Here is an 18,860-nt window from a genome sequence, read left to right on the forward strand (position 1 = left end):
TTACTTATTTTTCAATAATGTTAAATCCCTCAAAATCTCCTTCATATTTTGATATCGCCTCTCCATTTGCTTCGCCAATGCCTTATCAATAATATATTGATAATGACTGTGTTCTGATGGTAATTTTGGTACAGGCTGTTGGCAATGCTGAGTTGCCCACTCAATCATTGGATCGCTACTTTCAATATTTACCTTAAATGGGCGCTTTCCCATTAATATCTCATACATCATTATTCCAAACGCATAGATATCACTTTGCAGTGTTGCACCCTGCCCTTGCCAGCGCTCAGGTGCAAGATAGGCGGGCGTACCGGCAAGATTTACCGCCATTGGTTTATTAATTGACGTGGCTAAGGCAAAATCGGTCAATAATAAATTAGGCATGATGCTGCTATTATCAGCATCATTCGTCAAGAAACCATCGAGTAAAATATTACTCGGTTTAATATCATTATATAGCCAGCCCGCTTTATGTAGATTGGCTATCAGATGTGCAGTCTGCACGATGAAACGATGCTTTATTTTATCGGTTAATAATAAATGCTTTTGAACGCTAAGTTGATTCGCCAAGCTACCGTTTGGATAATAAGGCATGACAACGATAGTTAGCTGTTGAAGCTGTTCTAATATTTGAACTGTTAGGTTTTCATAAACTAACATTAGCGGTGCGATAGCGGCATGGTTATTTTGATTTTGTGATAAAGCATTTAAAGATTTTAAAACGTCGGCTTCATGAATTAAATCAGATGCGCCTTGACTGACATCAGCACTTAACTGCCATTTAATCACCACGCAACCAAACTGCGGATGCTGAGCGCGCGTTAAACCTTGATAAACGATTAATATCTTAGCGTCGATTTGGTTTTTTTGCTTACTATCTTGCTGACTAATACGCTGATGCGTTATTTCATAATATAGCAATGCTGATAACGCTTGAGTAATAATTGGCAGTAGCTGCTGAGATTGCGCCTGTAACGCTTGTATAATAGACGGATTACTGGCACTATTTTTCATAGTATTCTTTTTAATAGTGCTGTTTTTAATGGCCCTATTTTTAATGGTGCTGTTTTTCATGCTACAGTGAAGCCCTTATTAAATTGCTATTGCCTAACTTAAACACAACCTTAACTGCTAGAGTCATTATGTCGCAACCATCTAATTTATCTCAGAATCCTGCTAATTATGCCCTGCCTGACCATTTATTGGAGTTACTCAGTCAATATTTGCAAGCGCAGGTCACGCCAACGATTGAGATTGATCCTACACAATTGGCTTATCGCTGGGTCGGTGGTCACAACGGACATTTGGAGCCATTAGCGGTCAACTTGTTTTTAAGTTTAGATGACTTGCATGGTATCGACACTCAAAAGTCAAAACTGGTACAAAATACGCGCCAATTCCTAAAAGGCTATCCAGCCAATCACGTGCTGATGACAGGAACACGCGGCGCTGGTAAGTCTTCATTGATTCGAGCATTGCTACAAGCCTATCATAATCAAGGTTTACGCATTATTGAAATTGCCCGTGATGATCTAAAAGTGCTGGATAAAATACGTGCAGCGATAAAGGCGCTACCAGCTGATTGTAAATGCCGCTACGTGGTGTACTGTGATGATTTGGCATTTAACGGTCAAGATGAAAGCTACCGTACGCTAAAAAGTGTCTTGGATGGTGCCCTTGATTCAGAGCAAGACAAATTATTGGTCTATGCCACCAGTAACCGCCGCCACTTATTGCCACAATTGATGAAAGACAACGTCAATATTTATAATGGTCAGACTGATGAGGTCAACCCTTACGAGACTATTGATGAGACGGTGTCGTTATCTGATCGCTTTGGCCTCTGGCTATCCTTTCATCCGATGGATCAAACGACTTATTTACAAATAGTTCACCATTACTTATCTATCCAGAAAAAGCACATCATAGATAGCGTGGGTAATACGACTGTTAATGGTGATAGCAATCTTGAAATACAGGACGTTGAAATAGCTAACATCGAAGTAACTAATAAAGCACTCCCTGATAATATTAGAGCAGCGGCACTACGCTGGGCAGCAGAGCGTGGTGGTCGCTCTGGTCGAGTGGCTTATCAGTTTAGCCGTTACTGGATAGGACAATCAAAGCTGGCTGCTGAAGACAGTCTTAACGTTTAATTATTTCTCATTTAGTTATTTCTCATTGTCGCGTGCAGATCCTACATACTGCACGCAGTTATGCTCTTTACCGTCTCCCAAATCAGCTGCACCATTGACCGCATATTGTGCAAAGTCTGCCGCTAGCCATAAATTACCTTTATAAGCACTCTCGGCATCTATACGGATATGCGCCATGTTTGGCGTACGGCTATTCGCGTTATCAAAGCTTTGATAACGAGCGCTAAAATGCGTCAAAATTAAATTTTTGAGTCCGACATTCTGAGCAAACTTGCCCAGCAATTGCGCACTGCTGTGCATGGGATCAAAGTCTAGGTTTTTGCCCTGAATCTTAAGTAACACTTCATGAGTATAAGTGGCTTCATGCACCAATAAATCAGCATCTTTGACAACGTCGAATAGTAAATTTGGGCTGTCATTATCTCCAGCTATTACTACCCGTGTACGCTGTACATCATTATCAACGTAGCCTCCTGAAAGGATTTTACGTCCATCATCGGTCATCACATCTTCACCGTGTTGCAGTTTGCCCCACAGTGCGCTTGCTGGAATGCCATCTGCTGTCAATTTATCTTTATTAAGCGTGCGACGATTAATAGTTTGAGTAATACCAAAACCATAAGAAGCGACTCGATGTGATAACGGCGTGATATCAATATCCAGCTGATGCTGGGTGTCCAGACAGAGACTAATCTTGCCATTTTGCTGAGATAATAAATCTTCTATCGCCATAAAGTTGATGGCAAAGGGTAAGTGTAATTCTGTGGTTAAAATAATAGCATCAAGCAGCGTAGCAATTGCTTTTGGCGCAATGAGTGTTAGCGGTGCGTGGCGGCCTGACATCGCCGCACTCGCCAGCAGTCCTGGCAGACCATAACAATGATCGCCATGTACATGGGTGATGCAAATCACGGCTAATTGATGTAAAGATAACTTGCTATGTAATAGCTGATGCTGGGTGCCCTCACCGCAATCAATCAATAACCACGGTCGCGACTTTTTATTTTGGCTAGCATTTTGGCTAGCATTTTGGCTGGTATGCTGGTTGTTATCCTGATCCTGCTGTCGACTCGAGCCAACCAAATAAGGATTAAGGCACTCAATCGCCAACGCCGTCACGTTACGCTGCTTGGTTGGCACACCTGCCGAGGTACCCAAAAAGGTTAACTTTAGCATCGACTATCTTCCTTACTTATTAATCTCACTTTTTATGACAATTGACATAGCATGGTTCTTTGCCCTTCAATCATTTGCCCGCCATTAGCAGTGCACTCATTGATCATATTGGACTCATAGGATTTCCAACCGCCATAAAAGCTGGCCAGGCACAGCAAAACCACCAGTAATTTTTGTGACCATGCTTTGACAGATACCTGCTGGCTATTGGCCATTTGTTGTTCAGCAGCACTATCTGTATGAGTATTTTTGGGATTAGATTTATTCAGGTCTGTCATTACTTTATCCTAAAAAAGGCTTTGCTTATAAATAAACAAAACCTTTTATTTTAATATTAAATTCAGTGTTTATCACTGATATGGTTAATTAAATGCTAGTACTTAAAACTTAACACGACCACCTTTATCTTCTGCTCGCTTAAAGGCATCACGTTCTTCACAGCGTTTGAGCCAATTTAAGATATTGGCGTATTTACTGCTATTTAAGCCTGAACCTGCATTGGCACCGACAACTGCAAGGTGCATCTGAATATCAGCGGCGCTAAATTCTGTACCAGCAAACCAATGATTATCTTGTAAATGCTGCTCCATCATCGTCAATATAGCATCCAAGCTATTGCTTATCATGCTTTTTTCGACTTGATTTCTAATGCTTTTACTCACAGGCTTGATGAGCATAGGCGACTGCTCAACCACTTTAGTAAAGACCAAACGCATGACCAATGGTGGCATCACTGACGCTTCAGCAAAGTGTAGCCAAAAAGTATAAGCTTCCCACGCGGCCTCATTGTCATCAGCTGGCTTAAATTGCTTTTCTGTATCATAGTGCTTTAATAAATACTCGATGATAAATCCTGATTCAATCAGCACACGGTCGTCTACTTCTAACATTGGTGCATGACCGAGCGGATGGATTTGCTTCAAACTGTCAGGTGCACGATACGCCTTATTGCGCTCATAACAAGTCAATTTATAATCGATGTTAAGCTCTTCTAACAGCCATAAGATGCGAAAAGAGCGTGAGTTTGCTAAATGATGAAGGTGTAACATAAACAATCCTTGTAATAAGTTTTTGTAGTTCGCTATTATACTTTATAGATAGCTTTTAAACATAAAATCCCGATTTAAGTCAATTATAACAGTGATTGATAATAATGTACTTAATTGCTGTTTTATCGCCTTGCCATATAGCCTTGTAGCTTAGTAGCTTAGTAGCTTAGTAGCTTAGTAATAAAAAACAGTCATAAAAGTAGCAATGACACTTGATGATAAATAATGCATTTTAAGCCAAGTTTAAATATTAATACCATATACAATTAACACTGATCTCAATACTTATTTTGAATCTAACGCTTCAATTTTACGAGTAATCTTATCTATTTTTTGTTGATACTTTCTGATTTTACGGAAACGGCGCGCCTTTAATACACCCTCTATACGATAATTTTTTAAACGACGACGCGGTGGAAATCCGCCCACTTGCGGCTCTCGATAGCCATGCAAATGATTGTCACGACGACGAATAAGATAGCCTTTGATACTATCAATAATCATGATACATAATGCCAAAGTAATCATGCCATACATAAATAAAGAACCACCTTCATCCAAACTTTGATTTAAGATGGTAATGGATAATACAAATAACAGCATGGGCTCTACATAGCTGAGTGCCCCAAATAGCGAAACAGGTAGCTTACTACTGGCAATCATGGTCAGCGACATGGCAAGCGCACTAAAAGCACCGAGCAGTGGCAATAAATACCAAAACTTGCTGGCTTGTGCCGCCATGCTAAAGCCGCCACTAACATAAAGCATAATCAGTACCACAGGCGTGAGCAAGGTCAAATCTGATAACAAACCCGTAATTGGCGGTACAGCAAGCTTACGTCGTAAAAGATAATAAGGCGGATAACCCAAGCACACAAACAGAGTCACCCAAGATACGCTACCGTATTGAAATATATCATAGCCAATACCAAGCGCTGCACAGAGCGCTGCCAACCACTGTAGTGTACTCATATCCTCATGATAAAAAAAACGTCCGACTATTATCATCACCAGCGGCAATAAGAAATAGCCCAACGTGACATCAAGACCGAAACCATTCACCGGTCCCCACATAAACAGCCAAATCTGCCCACCCAAAATCGGTGTTGGTAATATAAAGATAATCCACTCTTTTATGGACTTTAATGTTTTTAGATAATCAAAGACATGTTGCCACTGCTTGGTGAAGCTGACCAATATCACTAAGCTCAAGAGCATCATTAATATGCGCCATGAAGCTACTTGCGTACCCGATAACGGCAGCATAAATAGCCCAAATAAGAACATCAATGAGAATAAAAAACTTGATGATATCGAAGCTAAAGTTCCCTGAAAGGTTTGGTTGGTCGTAAGCATAACAACAGCCTTAATAAATAGAAAAAAGCAAAAGCCTCCAACGATAACGTCAGAGGCTTTTTCTAGAACAGTGATGCAAAAACCAGATCAAAAATCTAACTAATGAAAGTGTTATTCGTCAGTGTCAGTTTCTGAATGATTAGATTCATTGACATCTGTTTCTGCAGCATCAATATTTGCCGCATCAATATCGATCTGCTCTTGACCTTCTACATCAAACGTACCGTCTTCTCTCATCGCATCGATTAGTTCATTGTCGCCTTCTTCGTGTTCAACACGCGCCATAGCGACCAGCTTCTCATCTTTTGACAGACGAATTAAGGTAACACCTTGAGTATTACGACCCGAACTGGCGACATGCTGCACTGGCGTACGGACTAGTGTGCCTTTATCTGATATTAAGATAATATCGTCTTCAGGCTCGACCTTGGTCGCACGAACTAACGCACCATTACGCGCGCTTGTTTTAATCGCGATAACACCGCCACCGCCACGTCCTTGCTTATTAAATTCTTCAATAAAGGTACGTTTACCAAAACCGTTTTCACAAGCAATCAGAATTTCGCGTACGTCATCTTCGATAACCACCAATGACTTAATAAACTCATCATTAGCCAGACGCATACCACGAACGCCTTTTGCCGTACGACCCATAGCGCGCGCATCATTTTCATCAAAACGGATGGCTTTACCACTTGAGGCAAACAACATCACCTCTTGGCTACCGTCAGTGATACGAGCGCTTACCAATTTATCGCCTTCTTCTAGACCAACGGCAATAAGACCGTTTGAGCGAATGTTGGCAAACTGCTTGAGCTCTACACGCTTCACCGTACCATTGGCTGTCGCAAAGAATACAAACGGTGGCTGTGCTTCATTGCTGCTTTCTAATGAATCATCATCACTATCGCTATCTGTACGATCGGCAACATCTACTAGTGACATATCGTCTTTCGCAGATAACTCTTCCACTATTTTTGGAATGGGCAATATCGTCGTGACTGTCTCATCAGCATTCAAGCCAATAAGATTGACTAATGGGCGACCACGGGCGCCGCGACTGGCAATAGGCACTTCAAAACCGCGTAAGCTAAACACACGACCCGTATCTGTGAAGCACAGTACCGTCGAGTGAGTAGAGGTTACGACTAAATGGTCAATCACATCGTCTTCTTTCATGGCGGTCGCAGATTTACCTTTACCGCCACGCTTTTGCGCCACATAATCGTCGATAGGCTGCGTTTTAGCATAACCCGTACGCGATACGGTCATCACAACGGTTTGTTCAGGAATCAAATCTTCGCGGCTAAAGTCAGTACGTGAATCAACGATATCCGTACGGCGCTCATCACCAAAGTTGTCACGAATCTCAATCATCTCGTTAGAAATAATGGTCATTAGCTTGTCGAAATCACCAAGAATAGACTCTAAATTCGCGATTTCACGTAATAGATCCTGATATTCTTCGGTCAATTTATCTTGCTCAAGACCCGTGAGACGATGCAATTGCATGTCTAAAATGGCATTAACCTGATCTAGTGATAAACGATAGCGCTCCTCGCCTTCGACAAGACCAAACGGTGCTTTTGGATCTTCACCTTCGATATAATCAGGTCGTACTGACTGGCTACCAGCCGCCTCTAGCATTGCGACTACACTACCTGAGCCCCAGGTATTATCGAGCAAGTTTTCACGGGCCATAGCGCGACTAGCGGACGCTTTAATAGCCGCAATAATCTCGTCAATATTCGCCAGTGCAACGGTTAAGCCTTCGAGCAAATGACCACGAACACGCGCTTTATTAAGCTCGTAAATAGTGCGGCGGGTCACGACTTCTTGACGATGACGTACAAACGCAGCAATCAGCTGACGCAACGTCAATAGCTTAGGCTGACCATTATCGAGCGCCACCATATTGATACTAAAGCTGGACTCAAGTGGCGTTTGTAGAAACAAGTTATTAACAATAACTTCGGCTGTTTCGCCGCGGCGCAAGTCAATGGCGATACGCATGCCATCTTTATCAGACTCATCACGTATTTCGCTAATGCCTTCAATTTTTTTATCGCGTACTAATTCAGCAATACGTTCAATCATCTTAGCTTTATTAGATTGGTACGGTACTTCGGTGAAGACAATACGCTCACGATCACGGTTGACACCGGTGTCCGTCATTGGCTCAATATGATAGCGACCGCGAATATGTAAACGACCTTTACCCGTACGATAGGCATCTAAAATGCCCGCGCGACCATAAATAATACCGCCTGTAGGAAAGTCAGGACCTGAGATATGAGTCATCAGCTCCTCAGCAGAGATTTGCGGATTGTTGGCATAAGCCAAACACGCATTAATCACTTCGGTGAGGTTGTGCGGTGCCATATTGGTCGCCATGCCAACAGCAATACCAGTTGCACCATTGACCAGCAAGTTAGGAACGCGTGCCGGCATGACGCTAGGCATACGCTCAGAACCATCGTAGTTATCTTCCCAGTCGACGGTGTCTTTATCCAAATCTGCCAGCATTTGATGGGTCAGCTTGGTCATACGCACTTCGGTATAACGCATCGCTGCCGGTGGATCATCATCGATCGAACCAAAGTTACCTTGACCATCAACCATAGGATAACGCAAGCTAAAATCCTGCGCCATCCGCACAATCGCATCATAAACCGCACTATCGCCATGCGGGTGATATTTACCGATGACGTCCCCGACCACACGGGCTGATTTTTTATATGGCTTGTTATAGTCGTTAGATAGCACGTGCATAGCGTACATCACACGGCGGTGTACAGGCTTGAAGCCATCACGCACATCAGGCAGCGCACGTGAGACGATCACGCTCATCGCATAATCCAGATAGGATTGCTTTAGTTCATCTACGATGCCAATAGGACTGACCGATTCGCTCATATACACTCCCTCACTCATATTTTTTCTAATGTTGACACTTTTTCTAGAGACTCTTTTTGTAGAGACACTTATAACTTATACAAAAATATAGCGACATAAATGCGCAGCTACTATCAAAATATAAACCATAAAAAAAGCACTGCTAAGCGTGCAAAACAATAGGAAAATGGCGATAGTTTTAATGTTTAATAAAAGAAGCTATTTTAGCACAAATTTGTTGATTTAGGGGTATCTAGATGCCATTAAAATCAAGCAAAACAGCTCATTAGCGGTCTTTTTTTAATCTAATCACAACTGTTAAAACAACTTTAACGCCATACTTGTTTGGACTGGCTGATTTTGCTATTTCTACAAGCAAATTGACCCTCTTTTAAACCGTTGAATACCTCGAGTATGATGTAATAGCAAACATGCTGTATCTCTCAACCAACCCTAGCTTAGCCCCATGCTTTATTGTACGATACGCCACAATATGCAACTTGATAAAATATCACACTCTAAGACAGATAAACCTTATGCAAAATCACAATCAAGATATTAACCATAGCCAAAAAGCAGATGCAGAAGAAACTGCGCGCACCGATCGCAGCTTTGATACGATTGCTGAGCATTTTGAAAAAAAGGTCTATGGTGGCTTAAAAGGGGATATTCGGCTGGCAGTATTGCGCCGTGATATTTTTGAATATAGTGCGCAGATGAGTCAAACACTTGGACGACCCTTACGTATTTTAGATGTAGGCGCAGGGCTTGCACAGATTGCGATTGAGCTTGCCACTCAAGGGCATACGCTGGTTATTAATGATATCTCAGCCAATATGCTGGAAAAAGCAAAAGTAAGTGTCGATCAAAATAAGGGGAAATTAGATATCACTTGGTATGTATGTCCGTATCAAGAACTCGAAGAGAAGCTTGCTGATAAAACGGAGGAATTTGACTTAATTATGTGTCACGCGCTGCTTGAGTGGTTGGCAGAACCAGCGGCGGTGATGAATTTTTTTGACCGCCATCTGACTGAGAATGGTGCCATTTCGCTGTGTTTTTATAATCCAGCCAGCTTTGATTATCGCAATCTCATTATGGGTAACTTTAACCTATTAGATAACACCAAGTATAAAGCGGACAACAAAAAAAGCCTGACGCCAAATCATCCGGTCGCAAAAGAAGAAGCGGAATCTTGGTTAGAGGCGCATCACTATCATACGGTACTTACCAGTGGTCTGCGCGTATTTCATGATTATTCGCCGCTTAAACGTGGCGGTCATAACGATCCTGAAGCGGTGATACGCATGGAGCTACGCTACTCACAATTAGAGCCGTATAAGTGGCTTGGTCGTTACTTACATATATTGGCAACTCGGCACAATTAACGGTGACAATGCTTTTTAATAATAGCTTTTAATAAGAATTATTAAGAATCATTTTTGATAACCGCTATCTTATTTCTTCAATTCTCTCTGATCTATCATATTCTGACCAAGTCGTGGCATTGATATCTTTTTCATCAAACACCACGACATGCTCTAGTATGGGTAAGAGGCCAATTTGTGAGCCAATTTCGTGATTATGATGACTGGCCACTAATGACAAGACGGTTTGACCATCAGCGAGTTGCAAACGATACAAATAATTGGCACCACGAAATACCCGCCCAACCACTAATGCGGTTTGTATACTCTCGTCATCATGGACGATATCATCAGGGCGTACCAGTACTTTAATCGGCGTACCATTAGGATAATCATACTCGCAATATAGCGGCTGCCCTGATTCATCATAGACTTCCATACGTCGATAAATATCCCCAAGTGCCGTTTCAACGTGACCTTCTTTGATAATGCCGTCTATCATCGCCCCTTCGCCGACGAACTCAGCGACAAACGGACTGACCGGCTCATGATATAGCTCGCTTGGTGTCGCCCACTGTACCAGTTTGCCTTTATTCATCACCCCGACTTTATCCGCTAGCGCAAAAGCTTCGTTTTGATCATGAGTCACCAAAATAGCAGTGGTATTGGTACGTTTGAGAATATCACGGACGTTCATTGCCAGTGATTCGCGCAGGACCACATCCAAATTAGAAAAGGGTTCATCGAGTAGCAAGAGTTTGGGCTTAGGTGCCAATGCACGGGCCAATGCTACCCGCTGCTGCTGCCCACCGGATAGCTCATTTGGGCGCTTATCCGCATGTTCAGACAATTCAACAAGATCTAGCATCTCAGCGACACGCGCTTTTTTGTCGGCAGCAGACCATTTATTCAAACCAAAAGCGATATTTTTTGCCACGCTTAAATGCCCAAACAGCGCATAGTCTTGAAACACCATACCCATGCCACGTTTGGCTGGGACTACCGTAAATGAAGTACGCGCTGTCTGCTCCGTTAGACGCTGGCCATTTAAGCTGATTTTTCCGCCACGACTCTGCTCTAATCCGGCAATGGCTCTTAGCGCCGTGGTCTTCCCGCAACCGCTATAACCTAAAAAGCAGCCAATCTCACCTTGCTGTAAGTCTAACGATAACCCATTGACGATTATCGTATCGCCATAACCGACAACCAAATCTTGTACACTAAAATAAGGCTGAATGGCTGCGGTCTCATTATATTGACTGGACGGGCTATCTGAATTGAGCGTCCCTTGTTGTAAGTCTCTATCCGCTAAAGCTTGCGACATTTGCGCCTTTGTTATGATGGTGACGGGTGACTTTTCCAAATGATGTTGTCGTGCGTTGCTCTGAGTCTTTACGGACTTAGAGTCTACTGGATTTATTGAATCGTTGATCAAGTCAGTATACATAAACGGTACCAGTGAGCTATTAGTGAATAAAACCCATAATTAAAACGCTAAAAATAACGATGGACATCAATTATCTAACCATTAAAAACCAGCGGGCTATTTAAGAAATGCCGCTTTTAATAAAAACACCTTAACCTTGCTTGTCACTTTGACGCAGCAATATCCAAACAGGAATAAGACCTACCAGCACAATAAACAGACTTGGCAATGCTGCTCGTCCCCACATGCCTTCGCTGGTCATCTCAAACACGCGGACGGCTAGCGTATCCCAGCCTTGCCGCCGTGTCATCAAAGTAATCGGCATCTCTTTCATCACTTCGACAAAGCCCATCAATAACCCAGTCAGTATCCCAGGGCTAAGAACTGGCAACATCACTTGCCGCCAACGCTGAAAAGGACTATCACTAAGCAATTTAGCGGCCGCTTCTTGATTCGCCGTCAAGCGCTGTAGTTGACGGTCTACCGGCTGGAAGCTGACGGTCATAAAGCGTGTCGATAAAGCAAGGAGCATGACAATCACACTACCTGACAAAAACTGCGTGGAGGTAATACCAAAAGCAATCAGCTGATTATCAAGCCAAGCAATAGGAATAAAGATGCCGACTGCCAAGACTGTGCCCGGAACCACATAACCTAAATTGGCTAACGTAGTCATTAGCTTGGTAGACTTATCAGGATACTGGCGCTTAACCCACGCAATAATAATCGCTAAAAAGGCGATAAATGCCGTGGTCATACTAGCAATCATGAGGCTATTGGTCACAAAATCAATATAGCGCGCATCAAAATCTTGTTGAAAATTTAATGCGGTCCAATAAATCAGCTGTAAAAACGGTATCAAAAACGCGATTAAAAATACCAACGTGCAGAGTAGTGTCATTGCCCACTTTGCCGGTTTACTGGCTTCAAAACGCTGATTACTCCCTTGAGTAACCGTATTGCCACGCTTTGCCTGCCAATACTGCTCAAACAAGACGACAATAAATATCACACCGATTAGCAAAGCTGCCAACTGGGCGGCGGTAGTCAAACTAAAAAAGCCAAACCATGCTTTATAAATGGCAGTGGTAAAGGTATCGACATTAAACACTGAAACCGCGCCAAAGTCTGCTAACGTTTCCATAGTCGCCAGCAACAATCCGCCGATAACCCACGGCAACGCCTGCGGTAATGCCAGCCGAAAAAACACTCGACTACGACTCAGACCAAGCATCTGCCCTGCTTCAATCGCCCGTCGACCTTGCGATAAAAATGCTTGGCGTGCCAGCAAATAAACGTAGGGATAAAACGCCAACGATAATACCAAACCTGCGCCCCAAACATTACGCACCGATGGAATAGCAGTCGTAATTCCAAAATCCCTTAAGGCAGTTTGCAGTGGTCCACTAAAATCAACGATGCCGACTGTGACAAACGCCAGCACATAAGCTGGCATCGCCAGTGGTAACATCAATGCCCACGAAAAAAACCGCTGTCCAGGAAAGCGGTACATACTGGTGACCCAAGCCATTGCGGTGCCAATAGTGCCAGAAATTACCGTCACCATCATTAGTAGAATAGCGGTGTTTTTGAGGACTTGTGGCAGCACGTACTCACGCATGTGCGTCCAAATATCGGCTACTGGCTGCGTCCACGACAATAATACTATTAAAATCGGTACCAGCATAAACAACGAAATCAGTCCTAAGACTGATTTCGAGATGATACGTTTACGGACGGCATGGTCTTGGCTAATAGCCCTATTGTCACTATTATCTTCGTTGACAGTATTGTCCTGATTAGCAGACGCTTCTGGCATTGTTATCATAGATTATTACCGTGTCATACGCATAATGACCCCATCAAATAACTGACCGCTAAATGACGGGTAGCCTTTTATTTATAACCTGCTTTATCCATCATTTGAATGGCTTGGGTTTGTCGTTCGCCAAATTTCTGTACACTGATATCGTCTTGTTTAAATGGACCCCATGATCTGAGCAGCTCTGACTCATCGATACCTACTTTTACCGGATATTCTTTATCAGAACTGGCGTAAATACCTTGCGCCTCATCAGATGACAACCATTCCATCAATTTAAGCGCGCCATCTGGGTTGTCTGAATTTGTCACTACACCGGCACCAGAAATGTTCACGTGCGTTCCTGTCGTACCTTGGTTTGCCCAAAATATCTTCACTGGGAAGTCAGGTTTTTCATCAAAGAGACGACCATAGTAATAGCTGTTGGCAACACCCACTTCACATTGACCTGCGGCGATAGCTTCTAGCATGCTGGTATCGTCACTGAACACATCGGTGGCTAAATTAGCAACCCAGCCGCGAATAACTGCTTCTGTTTTCTCTTCGCCCAAGTTTTCAATCATACTGGCAACCAGTGATTGATTATAAACTGCTTTCGAGGTACGTAGACACAGTTTGCCTTTCCATTTTGGATCAGCTAAATCTTCATAGGTGGACAACTGATCGGCTGTTACTTTACTCGGGTCATAAAAGATAGTGCGTGCACGTAGTGACAGACCAGTCCATTGACCTTTTGGATCACGATATTTAGCAGGCACATTTGCCTCTAAAACAGTCGACGCGACCGGTTGTAGTAACCCTTGTTCTGCTGCTTGCCATAAGTTACCAGCATCAACTGTTAACAGCATATCGGCTGGGGTATTTTTACCTTCAGCTTGCAGACGCGCCATAAGTGGACCGGTCTTATCAGTTACCAGCTCAATCTTGACACCCGTCTGTTCTGTATAGCGGTCTAACAAAGGTTTGATTAACTGCTCATTACGTGATGAATAGATCGTCACCGTTTGTCCAGCAGCAGTAGTAGCGCCATCATTAGCCGCCTTTTGCTCAGTGCTAGGCGCTGGCGTTTCAGCATCAACGCTCTCTTCTGGAGTAGATGAGTTACTACAGCCAGCAAGCCCTAACATGATGCCAAATACAGTAACCGGTAAAGTAAGCTTAGTAGAAGATAAAGTTGCACTGATAGCAGTTAATGACATGGCTTTCCCCATAAGAGCGCGACGGATAAGTAGTATAAAACGACATTAAAAATCATGGATTGGTAGGATTAATAAGACCTTAATGTCTGGAAACCATATACTAATGGAAATGAGATTAATTATCAATACATTTGTTTAACTCAGTCATTCAGCCAAATAATGACGTATTAATGCTATTTAACAAGCTATTTTTGAGCCCATTTCCACGCCTAATAATATTAATTCAGCCTTGATTTGGCATTGATTTTTTAACTATTATTTTATAATAACCATTGCCCCAACATTACATTAACCGCCGCTTCCGTACGTAATATACGCGGGCCTATATGTACGGCTTGGCAACCTTGGGTGGCAAGTAACTCAATTTCATAATCAATCCAGCCACCTTCTGCACCGATAAATACCATACTTGGCAATATCGTTTTATTTGATAACTCAGACTCTGCAAGCAAAACCTCATTTTTTTCAGGGGTTACTAAGGTTTGCTGTTGCAGATATTGTGAAAATGACAAAGCACCATAAGGGTGCGCGACGATGGCACGATTGGTGATCAGATGTGCTAATTCGTCTTCGACAAAAGGTTTAAAGCGTTTTTGCAGACTAATACGCGGCGCGATAGTATCAACACCTTGTTGCAGTCCTTCTAATACAAACTCATCAAGACGACTAAGCATCGGGCTTTGCCAATAGCTCTTTTGGGTGCGATAGCTATTGATAAGAATAATATCGCGGACGCCAAGCGTGGTCATATCCATAATAAGACGGCGCAATACTTTTGGGCGTGGCAATGCTAATACTACAGTGATATCTAGCTTAGGCGGTGGCTTTATAGCCAGCTGTACATTACGCAGCTGAATACTTTCAGGCGTTATATGTTCAATGATAGCAGTGCCAAGATTGCCGCCAAGCTGTCCGATCTTTAAGGTATCACCCATTTTTGCTGCTAATACCTTATTGATATGAGCAATTTGCGCTACTGAATTGATTTGGGCAGAGTCGTTTGAAAAATGAGCAGCCGGTAATAGAATACAGTTCATAGCGTCTCTTAGTTTAAGTATTAGTTTAAGTATTAGTTTAAATCTTGGCTTAAGGATTGGCTCAAAGTTTGCATCGAATGCTGCTCAATAATATCTTCAATCATCAATAACTGACGACTTAATACTGCCTGTTGCTGCTCTGTCATCTGTGCGCCCGCTTGCCCTGCTTGTTTGGCTAATGGTGGATGGCTCAACCAGTGTTTTAGCTGTTGATAAAGAAGCGTCTCGTCATCTAAAGACTTTTTATCCAGCTCAGACTGATGCGGTTGCGCACTTTGCTCATCATCACTAATGGGACAATAAAACTCGTTCTTTGGTTGATATAACGCCCCTACGCTAGCCAATTTATCCACGACACTTTGACAAGATTGCGTATAATTACCCATCAATACTGGCGTTGCCACACTCGCCGGTTCAACCGGATTATGTCCACCAATATCTACCAATGAGCCACCGACAAGCGCCACATTTGCCAGCGCAAACCAATGCATCAGCTCGCCCATACTATCTGCCAGATAAACTTGTGTTTGCGCTGTGATGGTCTCATTGATACTGCGCCGTGCCATTGCAAATCCTGACTTTTGTATAAGCTCTGCCACTTCATCGAAGCGTTCTGGATGCCTAGGAACGATAATAAGTAGCGCATCTGTCAGTGTAGGGTTTGACAGTATTTGCTGCTGCCACGCCAATGCCACTTCTTCCTCACCGCTATGAGTGCTTGCTGCCACCCAAATCGGACGATTCATTATGCCTAAATCTGCGGCAATATTGCTCGTATGTGCTTGTATATTCGCACGCTCATTGTCTATATCGCCATCTATATCAGACACTTTATCCTTCAGTTTAGGCGTATTAATCACCCACTTCAGCGAGCCTGCCACACGGATTTGCGCACTATGCGCACCCAACTGTCGAAAGCGTTTGGCAGAGTCATTATCCTGCGCAATAATCAAGCTTAGGTTTTTCATCATACTGGCGCTCACCGCACCAATTTTTTGATAGCTTTTAAAAGAGGATGCTGACAGTCGCCCATTGACCAAGATACTTGGAATATGATGCTCAGACAATTTGGTCAAGATATTTGCCCATAGTTCTGTTTCCACAAACAAAGCGGCCACAGGTTGCACATGAGCTAAAAACGTTTCAATCACAGCCGGACTGTCAACAGGCACATAACTATGGCTTAATCGACCTTGAGCAATGTCTTCGGCAAACCGACTGGCTCCGCGGGCAAACCCTGTCTGCGTGGTATTGGTCAACCATATCTGATAACCACGAGCCAATAATGCATCTAATAATGGCGCGACTGTGTTGGTCTCACCTAAAGAGACGGCATGGCACCATATGACTTTTTTGCCATTGCCACTCACATCTGCTTTAGCATTTAGCGTATTCGCTGCCTCCTCTACAGGAGGTAATGGATAACGCTTACCAAAACGCTGCTCAACTTCTTGTTGATAATTATCACGCTTGTGTGAGCGTCGCCATACCTGCAGGCGATATAACGGCTTTAGTAAGCCAATGCTCAGTTGATAATACACAGGTGGCTTATAAACTGTTCGGCTCTGCATGGGCTGAACGGTTTTGGTAGAATATTTTGCTGAGGTGTCAGAAGATGGCATGGAGAAACCCAGATTATTAATGGATCAGATAGTAGGATGCGCTCATGAAAAACGCGCCAATTCTACCTCAATTAAGCGCTTAACGATAAGCTTTTAAACGTAAAGTTTGAGACAGCGGTTTTTTAAACAAGAATGATGATGAGTAATGCGACAACGATAATCACTGCAAACAATATCTGATAGCGTTTAAGGCTATGCTGCTCTTGCTTTTGCGTCGCCATTAACGCTTGTGCTTGCTGCCACTGATTTGCCAAACTGGCGGCTTCTGCATGACCGTTTTCTGCGGCTTGCGCGAGCCAATATTTGCCAATATTTATGTCTTGCGGCAGACCTACTCCTTGGTAATACATCTTACTCAATAGGCGCTGGGCGCGACTGTCGTTCTTGCTGGCTGCTTGCTTAACCCATTCAACCCCAGACTCTGTGCTAGCAGCTTTATCCGCTTTTAGGCCTTCAGCAAGTAACTCATACATCGCTAAACGCAGCATAGCATCAGTGTTACCAGCATTCGCAGCGTCCTGTAATATCAGTAGCGCTTGTTGTTTTGAATGTAAATGAGACTCTGAAAATATGATTTGTGCGCGTGGTTTCTGTTGCTTAGCGATATGTTGTTCAAATTGATCTAGGATATTACGTGCTTGCTGATATTCACTCTTGCCAGCCGCTTGCAGTACCTCTATCTCATCTAGTTCTGTGAGCAGTTGGCTAAAAATCTCTGGTGTAGGTGATATTTTTGCTGGGGTTTTGAAAGCTGTAACTGGGTTGGGTTTTGCCAATGCTATCGTTAATGCGACTGGCGACTCTGTTTTAGAAACCGCAGATTCAGAGAGTATCGGTTTTGTTTGAATCTCAGTAGGAGATAGATCCGTTTCAACCGGCTTATTTAAAATGGCACGTTGAGAGGTTTCATCATTCAAAACCACAGCGGCTGTCGATTCGTCTTCCGTAGACTTATTTAATAACGGGTCGATACTATCAGCAATTTGGCTTGTATTAATAGACCTAGCTGAATCAGCACTTGGATGAATATTTTGAGTCGTTGATATTTTCGTCGTTACTAATGAGGCTTCATCATTGATAGAACTTGGCAGCCTTGCACTGACCGCTTGGTATAAACCACTGGCAACTTGCTCACCTTGTACCGATTTAAACTGCCGGTCGATATGGCCAAATAGACGCATTCCTATCGGCTCTAATGCAAAAAATAGAGGGGCTTTTACATTATCATTACTATTTTGATCGTTTTCATAGACAGTATTATCAGAGCCATAAAACACTGCCATATGCTGATAAAAATCATCGGTTATCAGCGGTAGTTGCGGATAACGTTTACGTAGCTCAAACTGACCAAGCCACTGCGGCGTATGCTGCCATTGCTGTGCCAATACTCGCCCTGCATAAAACGCCAAAAACACCATAAAATTACGGTAGCGCTCGTCCGTTAATAACGTCGCCTCATCCCACATGCCAGCCTTAATCATGTCGCGGCGTATCTGCGACAGTAAAGTATCTACTCGTTGCAAACTTGCCAGCGATTCATCTAATGTGCAGTGGCGCAACTCTGCTTCATAGGCAATACCACCAGCGATAGGACGTTCAGCTAAAAAATCTTGCCAATAGCCTGCTGCAATATAGTCAAGTGGCGTTAAGGGCGATGCAGACATAATAAAAGCCTATCCTTTAAAAATATACAGTAATAATAGAAGTGAGCAAGCAAACACGATAATAAAAAATACGTCGTTACCTTAACCTAAA

The 18,860-nt window shown here is 43.1% G+C and carries 14 protein-coding genes; 2 read left to right on the top strand and 12 right to left on the bottom strand.

The annotated features are described in order from the left end of the window. On the bottom strand, positions 1 to 1,014 hold the full coding sequence (locus tag DABAL43B_RS09975; protein ID WP_079693089.1) for a serine/threonine-protein kinase: 1,014 nt from the start codon (positions 1,012 to 1,014) through the stop codon (positions 1 to 3). Between the two features lie 128 nt (positions 1,015 to 1,142). Between DABAL43B_RS09975 and DABAL43B_RS09980 the strand changes: the two genes are divergently transcribed. Then, complete coding sequence (locus DABAL43B_RS09980) at positions 1,143 to 2,156, top strand: ATP-binding protein (protein WP_079692232.1); 1,014 nt, start codon at positions 1,143 to 1,145, stop codon at positions 2,154 to 2,156. A gap of 15 nt (positions 2,157 to 2,171) precedes the next feature. Here the strand turns inward: DABAL43B_RS09980 and DABAL43B_RS09985 are convergent, their stop codons facing one another. From DABAL43B_RS09985 to gyrA, 5 genes are all read right to left on the bottom strand, one after another. Beyond that, the gene (locus DABAL43B_RS09985) at positions 2,172 to 3,332 is read right to left on the bottom strand and encodes a ribonuclease Z (RefSeq protein WP_079692233.1); all 1,161 of its coding nucleotides are present in this window, start codon (positions 3,330 to 3,332) and stop codon (positions 2,172 to 2,174) included. Positions 3,333 to 3,364: 32 nt separating this feature from the next. Then, positions 3,365 to 3,610, bottom strand: coding sequence for a hypothetical protein (locus tag DABAL43B_RS09990; RefSeq protein ID WP_079692234.1), 246 nt, complete (start codon positions 3,608 to 3,610; stop codon positions 3,365 to 3,367). Positions 3,611 to 3,712: 102 nt separating this feature from the next. Beyond that, positions 3,713 to 4,381, bottom strand: a complete 669-nt coding sequence (locus DABAL43B_RS09995) for a glutathione S-transferase (protein WP_079692235.1) — start codon at positions 4,379 to 4,381, stop codon at positions 3,713 to 3,715. A 285-nt stretch (positions 4,382 to 4,666) separates the two neighbouring features. Next, on the bottom strand, positions 4,667 to 5,737 hold the full coding sequence (rarD, locus tag DABAL43B_RS10000; protein WP_079692236.1) for an EamA family transporter RarD: 1,071 nt from the start codon (positions 5,735 to 5,737) through the stop codon (positions 4,667 to 4,669). Positions 5,738 to 5,848: 111 nt separating this feature from the next. Beyond that, a complete protein-coding gene (gene gyrA / locus DABAL43B_RS10005; protein WP_079692237.1) occupies positions 5,849 to 8,653 on the bottom strand; it encodes a DNA gyrase subunit A in 2,805 nt (934 codons plus the stop codon). Positions 8,654 to 9,168: 515 nt separating this feature from the next. Between gyrA and DABAL43B_RS10010 the strand changes: the two genes are divergently transcribed. After that, positions 9,169 to 10,020, top strand: coding sequence for a methyltransferase domain-containing protein (locus DABAL43B_RS10010; protein ID WP_079692238.1), 852 nt, complete (start codon positions 9,169 to 9,171; stop codon positions 10,018 to 10,020). Between the two features lie 64 nt (positions 10,021 to 10,084). On the opposite strand, the gene DABAL43B_RS10015 is transcribed toward DABAL43B_RS10010, so the two are convergent. The 6 genes from DABAL43B_RS10015 to DABAL43B_RS10040 form a co-directional block, all read right to left on the bottom strand. Further along, positions 10,085 to 11,323 carry an ABC transporter ATP-binding protein gene (locus DABAL43B_RS10015; RefSeq protein ID WP_227516671.1) on the bottom strand — a complete coding sequence of 413 codons (1,239 nt, stop codon included), beginning with the start codon at positions 11,321 to 11,323 and terminating at the stop codon, positions 10,085 to 10,087. Between the two features lie 253 nt (positions 11,324 to 11,576). After that, the gene (locus DABAL43B_RS10020) at positions 11,577 to 13,253 is read right to left on the bottom strand and encodes an ABC transporter permease (protein WP_079692239.1); all 1,677 of its coding nucleotides are present in this window, start codon (positions 13,251 to 13,253) and stop codon (positions 11,577 to 11,579) included. Between the two features lie 68 nt (positions 13,254 to 13,321). Then, positions 13,322 to 14,446: an extracellular solute-binding protein gene (locus tag DABAL43B_RS10025; protein ID WP_079692240.1), complete on the bottom strand. Its 1,125-nt coding sequence runs from the start codon at positions 14,444 to 14,446 to the stop codon at positions 13,322 to 13,324. Positions 14,447 to 14,706: 260 nt separating this feature from the next. Continuing rightward, on the bottom strand, positions 14,707 to 15,483 hold the full coding sequence (locus DABAL43B_RS10030; RefSeq protein WP_079692241.1) for a 16S rRNA (uracil(1498)-N(3))-methyltransferase: 777 nt from the start codon (positions 15,481 to 15,483) through the stop codon (positions 14,707 to 14,709). A gap of 32 nt (positions 15,484 to 15,515) precedes the next feature. After that, complete coding sequence (locus DABAL43B_RS10035) at positions 15,516 to 17,105, bottom strand: 3-deoxy-D-manno-octulosonic acid transferase (protein WP_079692242.1); 1,590 nt, start codon at positions 17,103 to 17,105, stop codon at positions 15,516 to 15,518. A 122-nt stretch (positions 17,106 to 17,227) separates the two neighbouring features. After that, entirely contained in the window at positions 17,228 to 18,769 is a 1,542-nt protein-coding gene (locus tag DABAL43B_RS10040) for a tetratricopeptide repeat protein (RefSeq protein WP_079692243.1), read from the bottom strand. Between the last annotated feature and the right edge of the window lie 91 nt (positions 18,770 to 18,860).

Source organism: Psychrobacter sp. DAB_AL43B (assembly GCF_900168255.1).
Lineage (GTDB): Bacteria > Pseudomonadota > Gammaproteobacteria > Pseudomonadales > Moraxellaceae > Psychrobacter.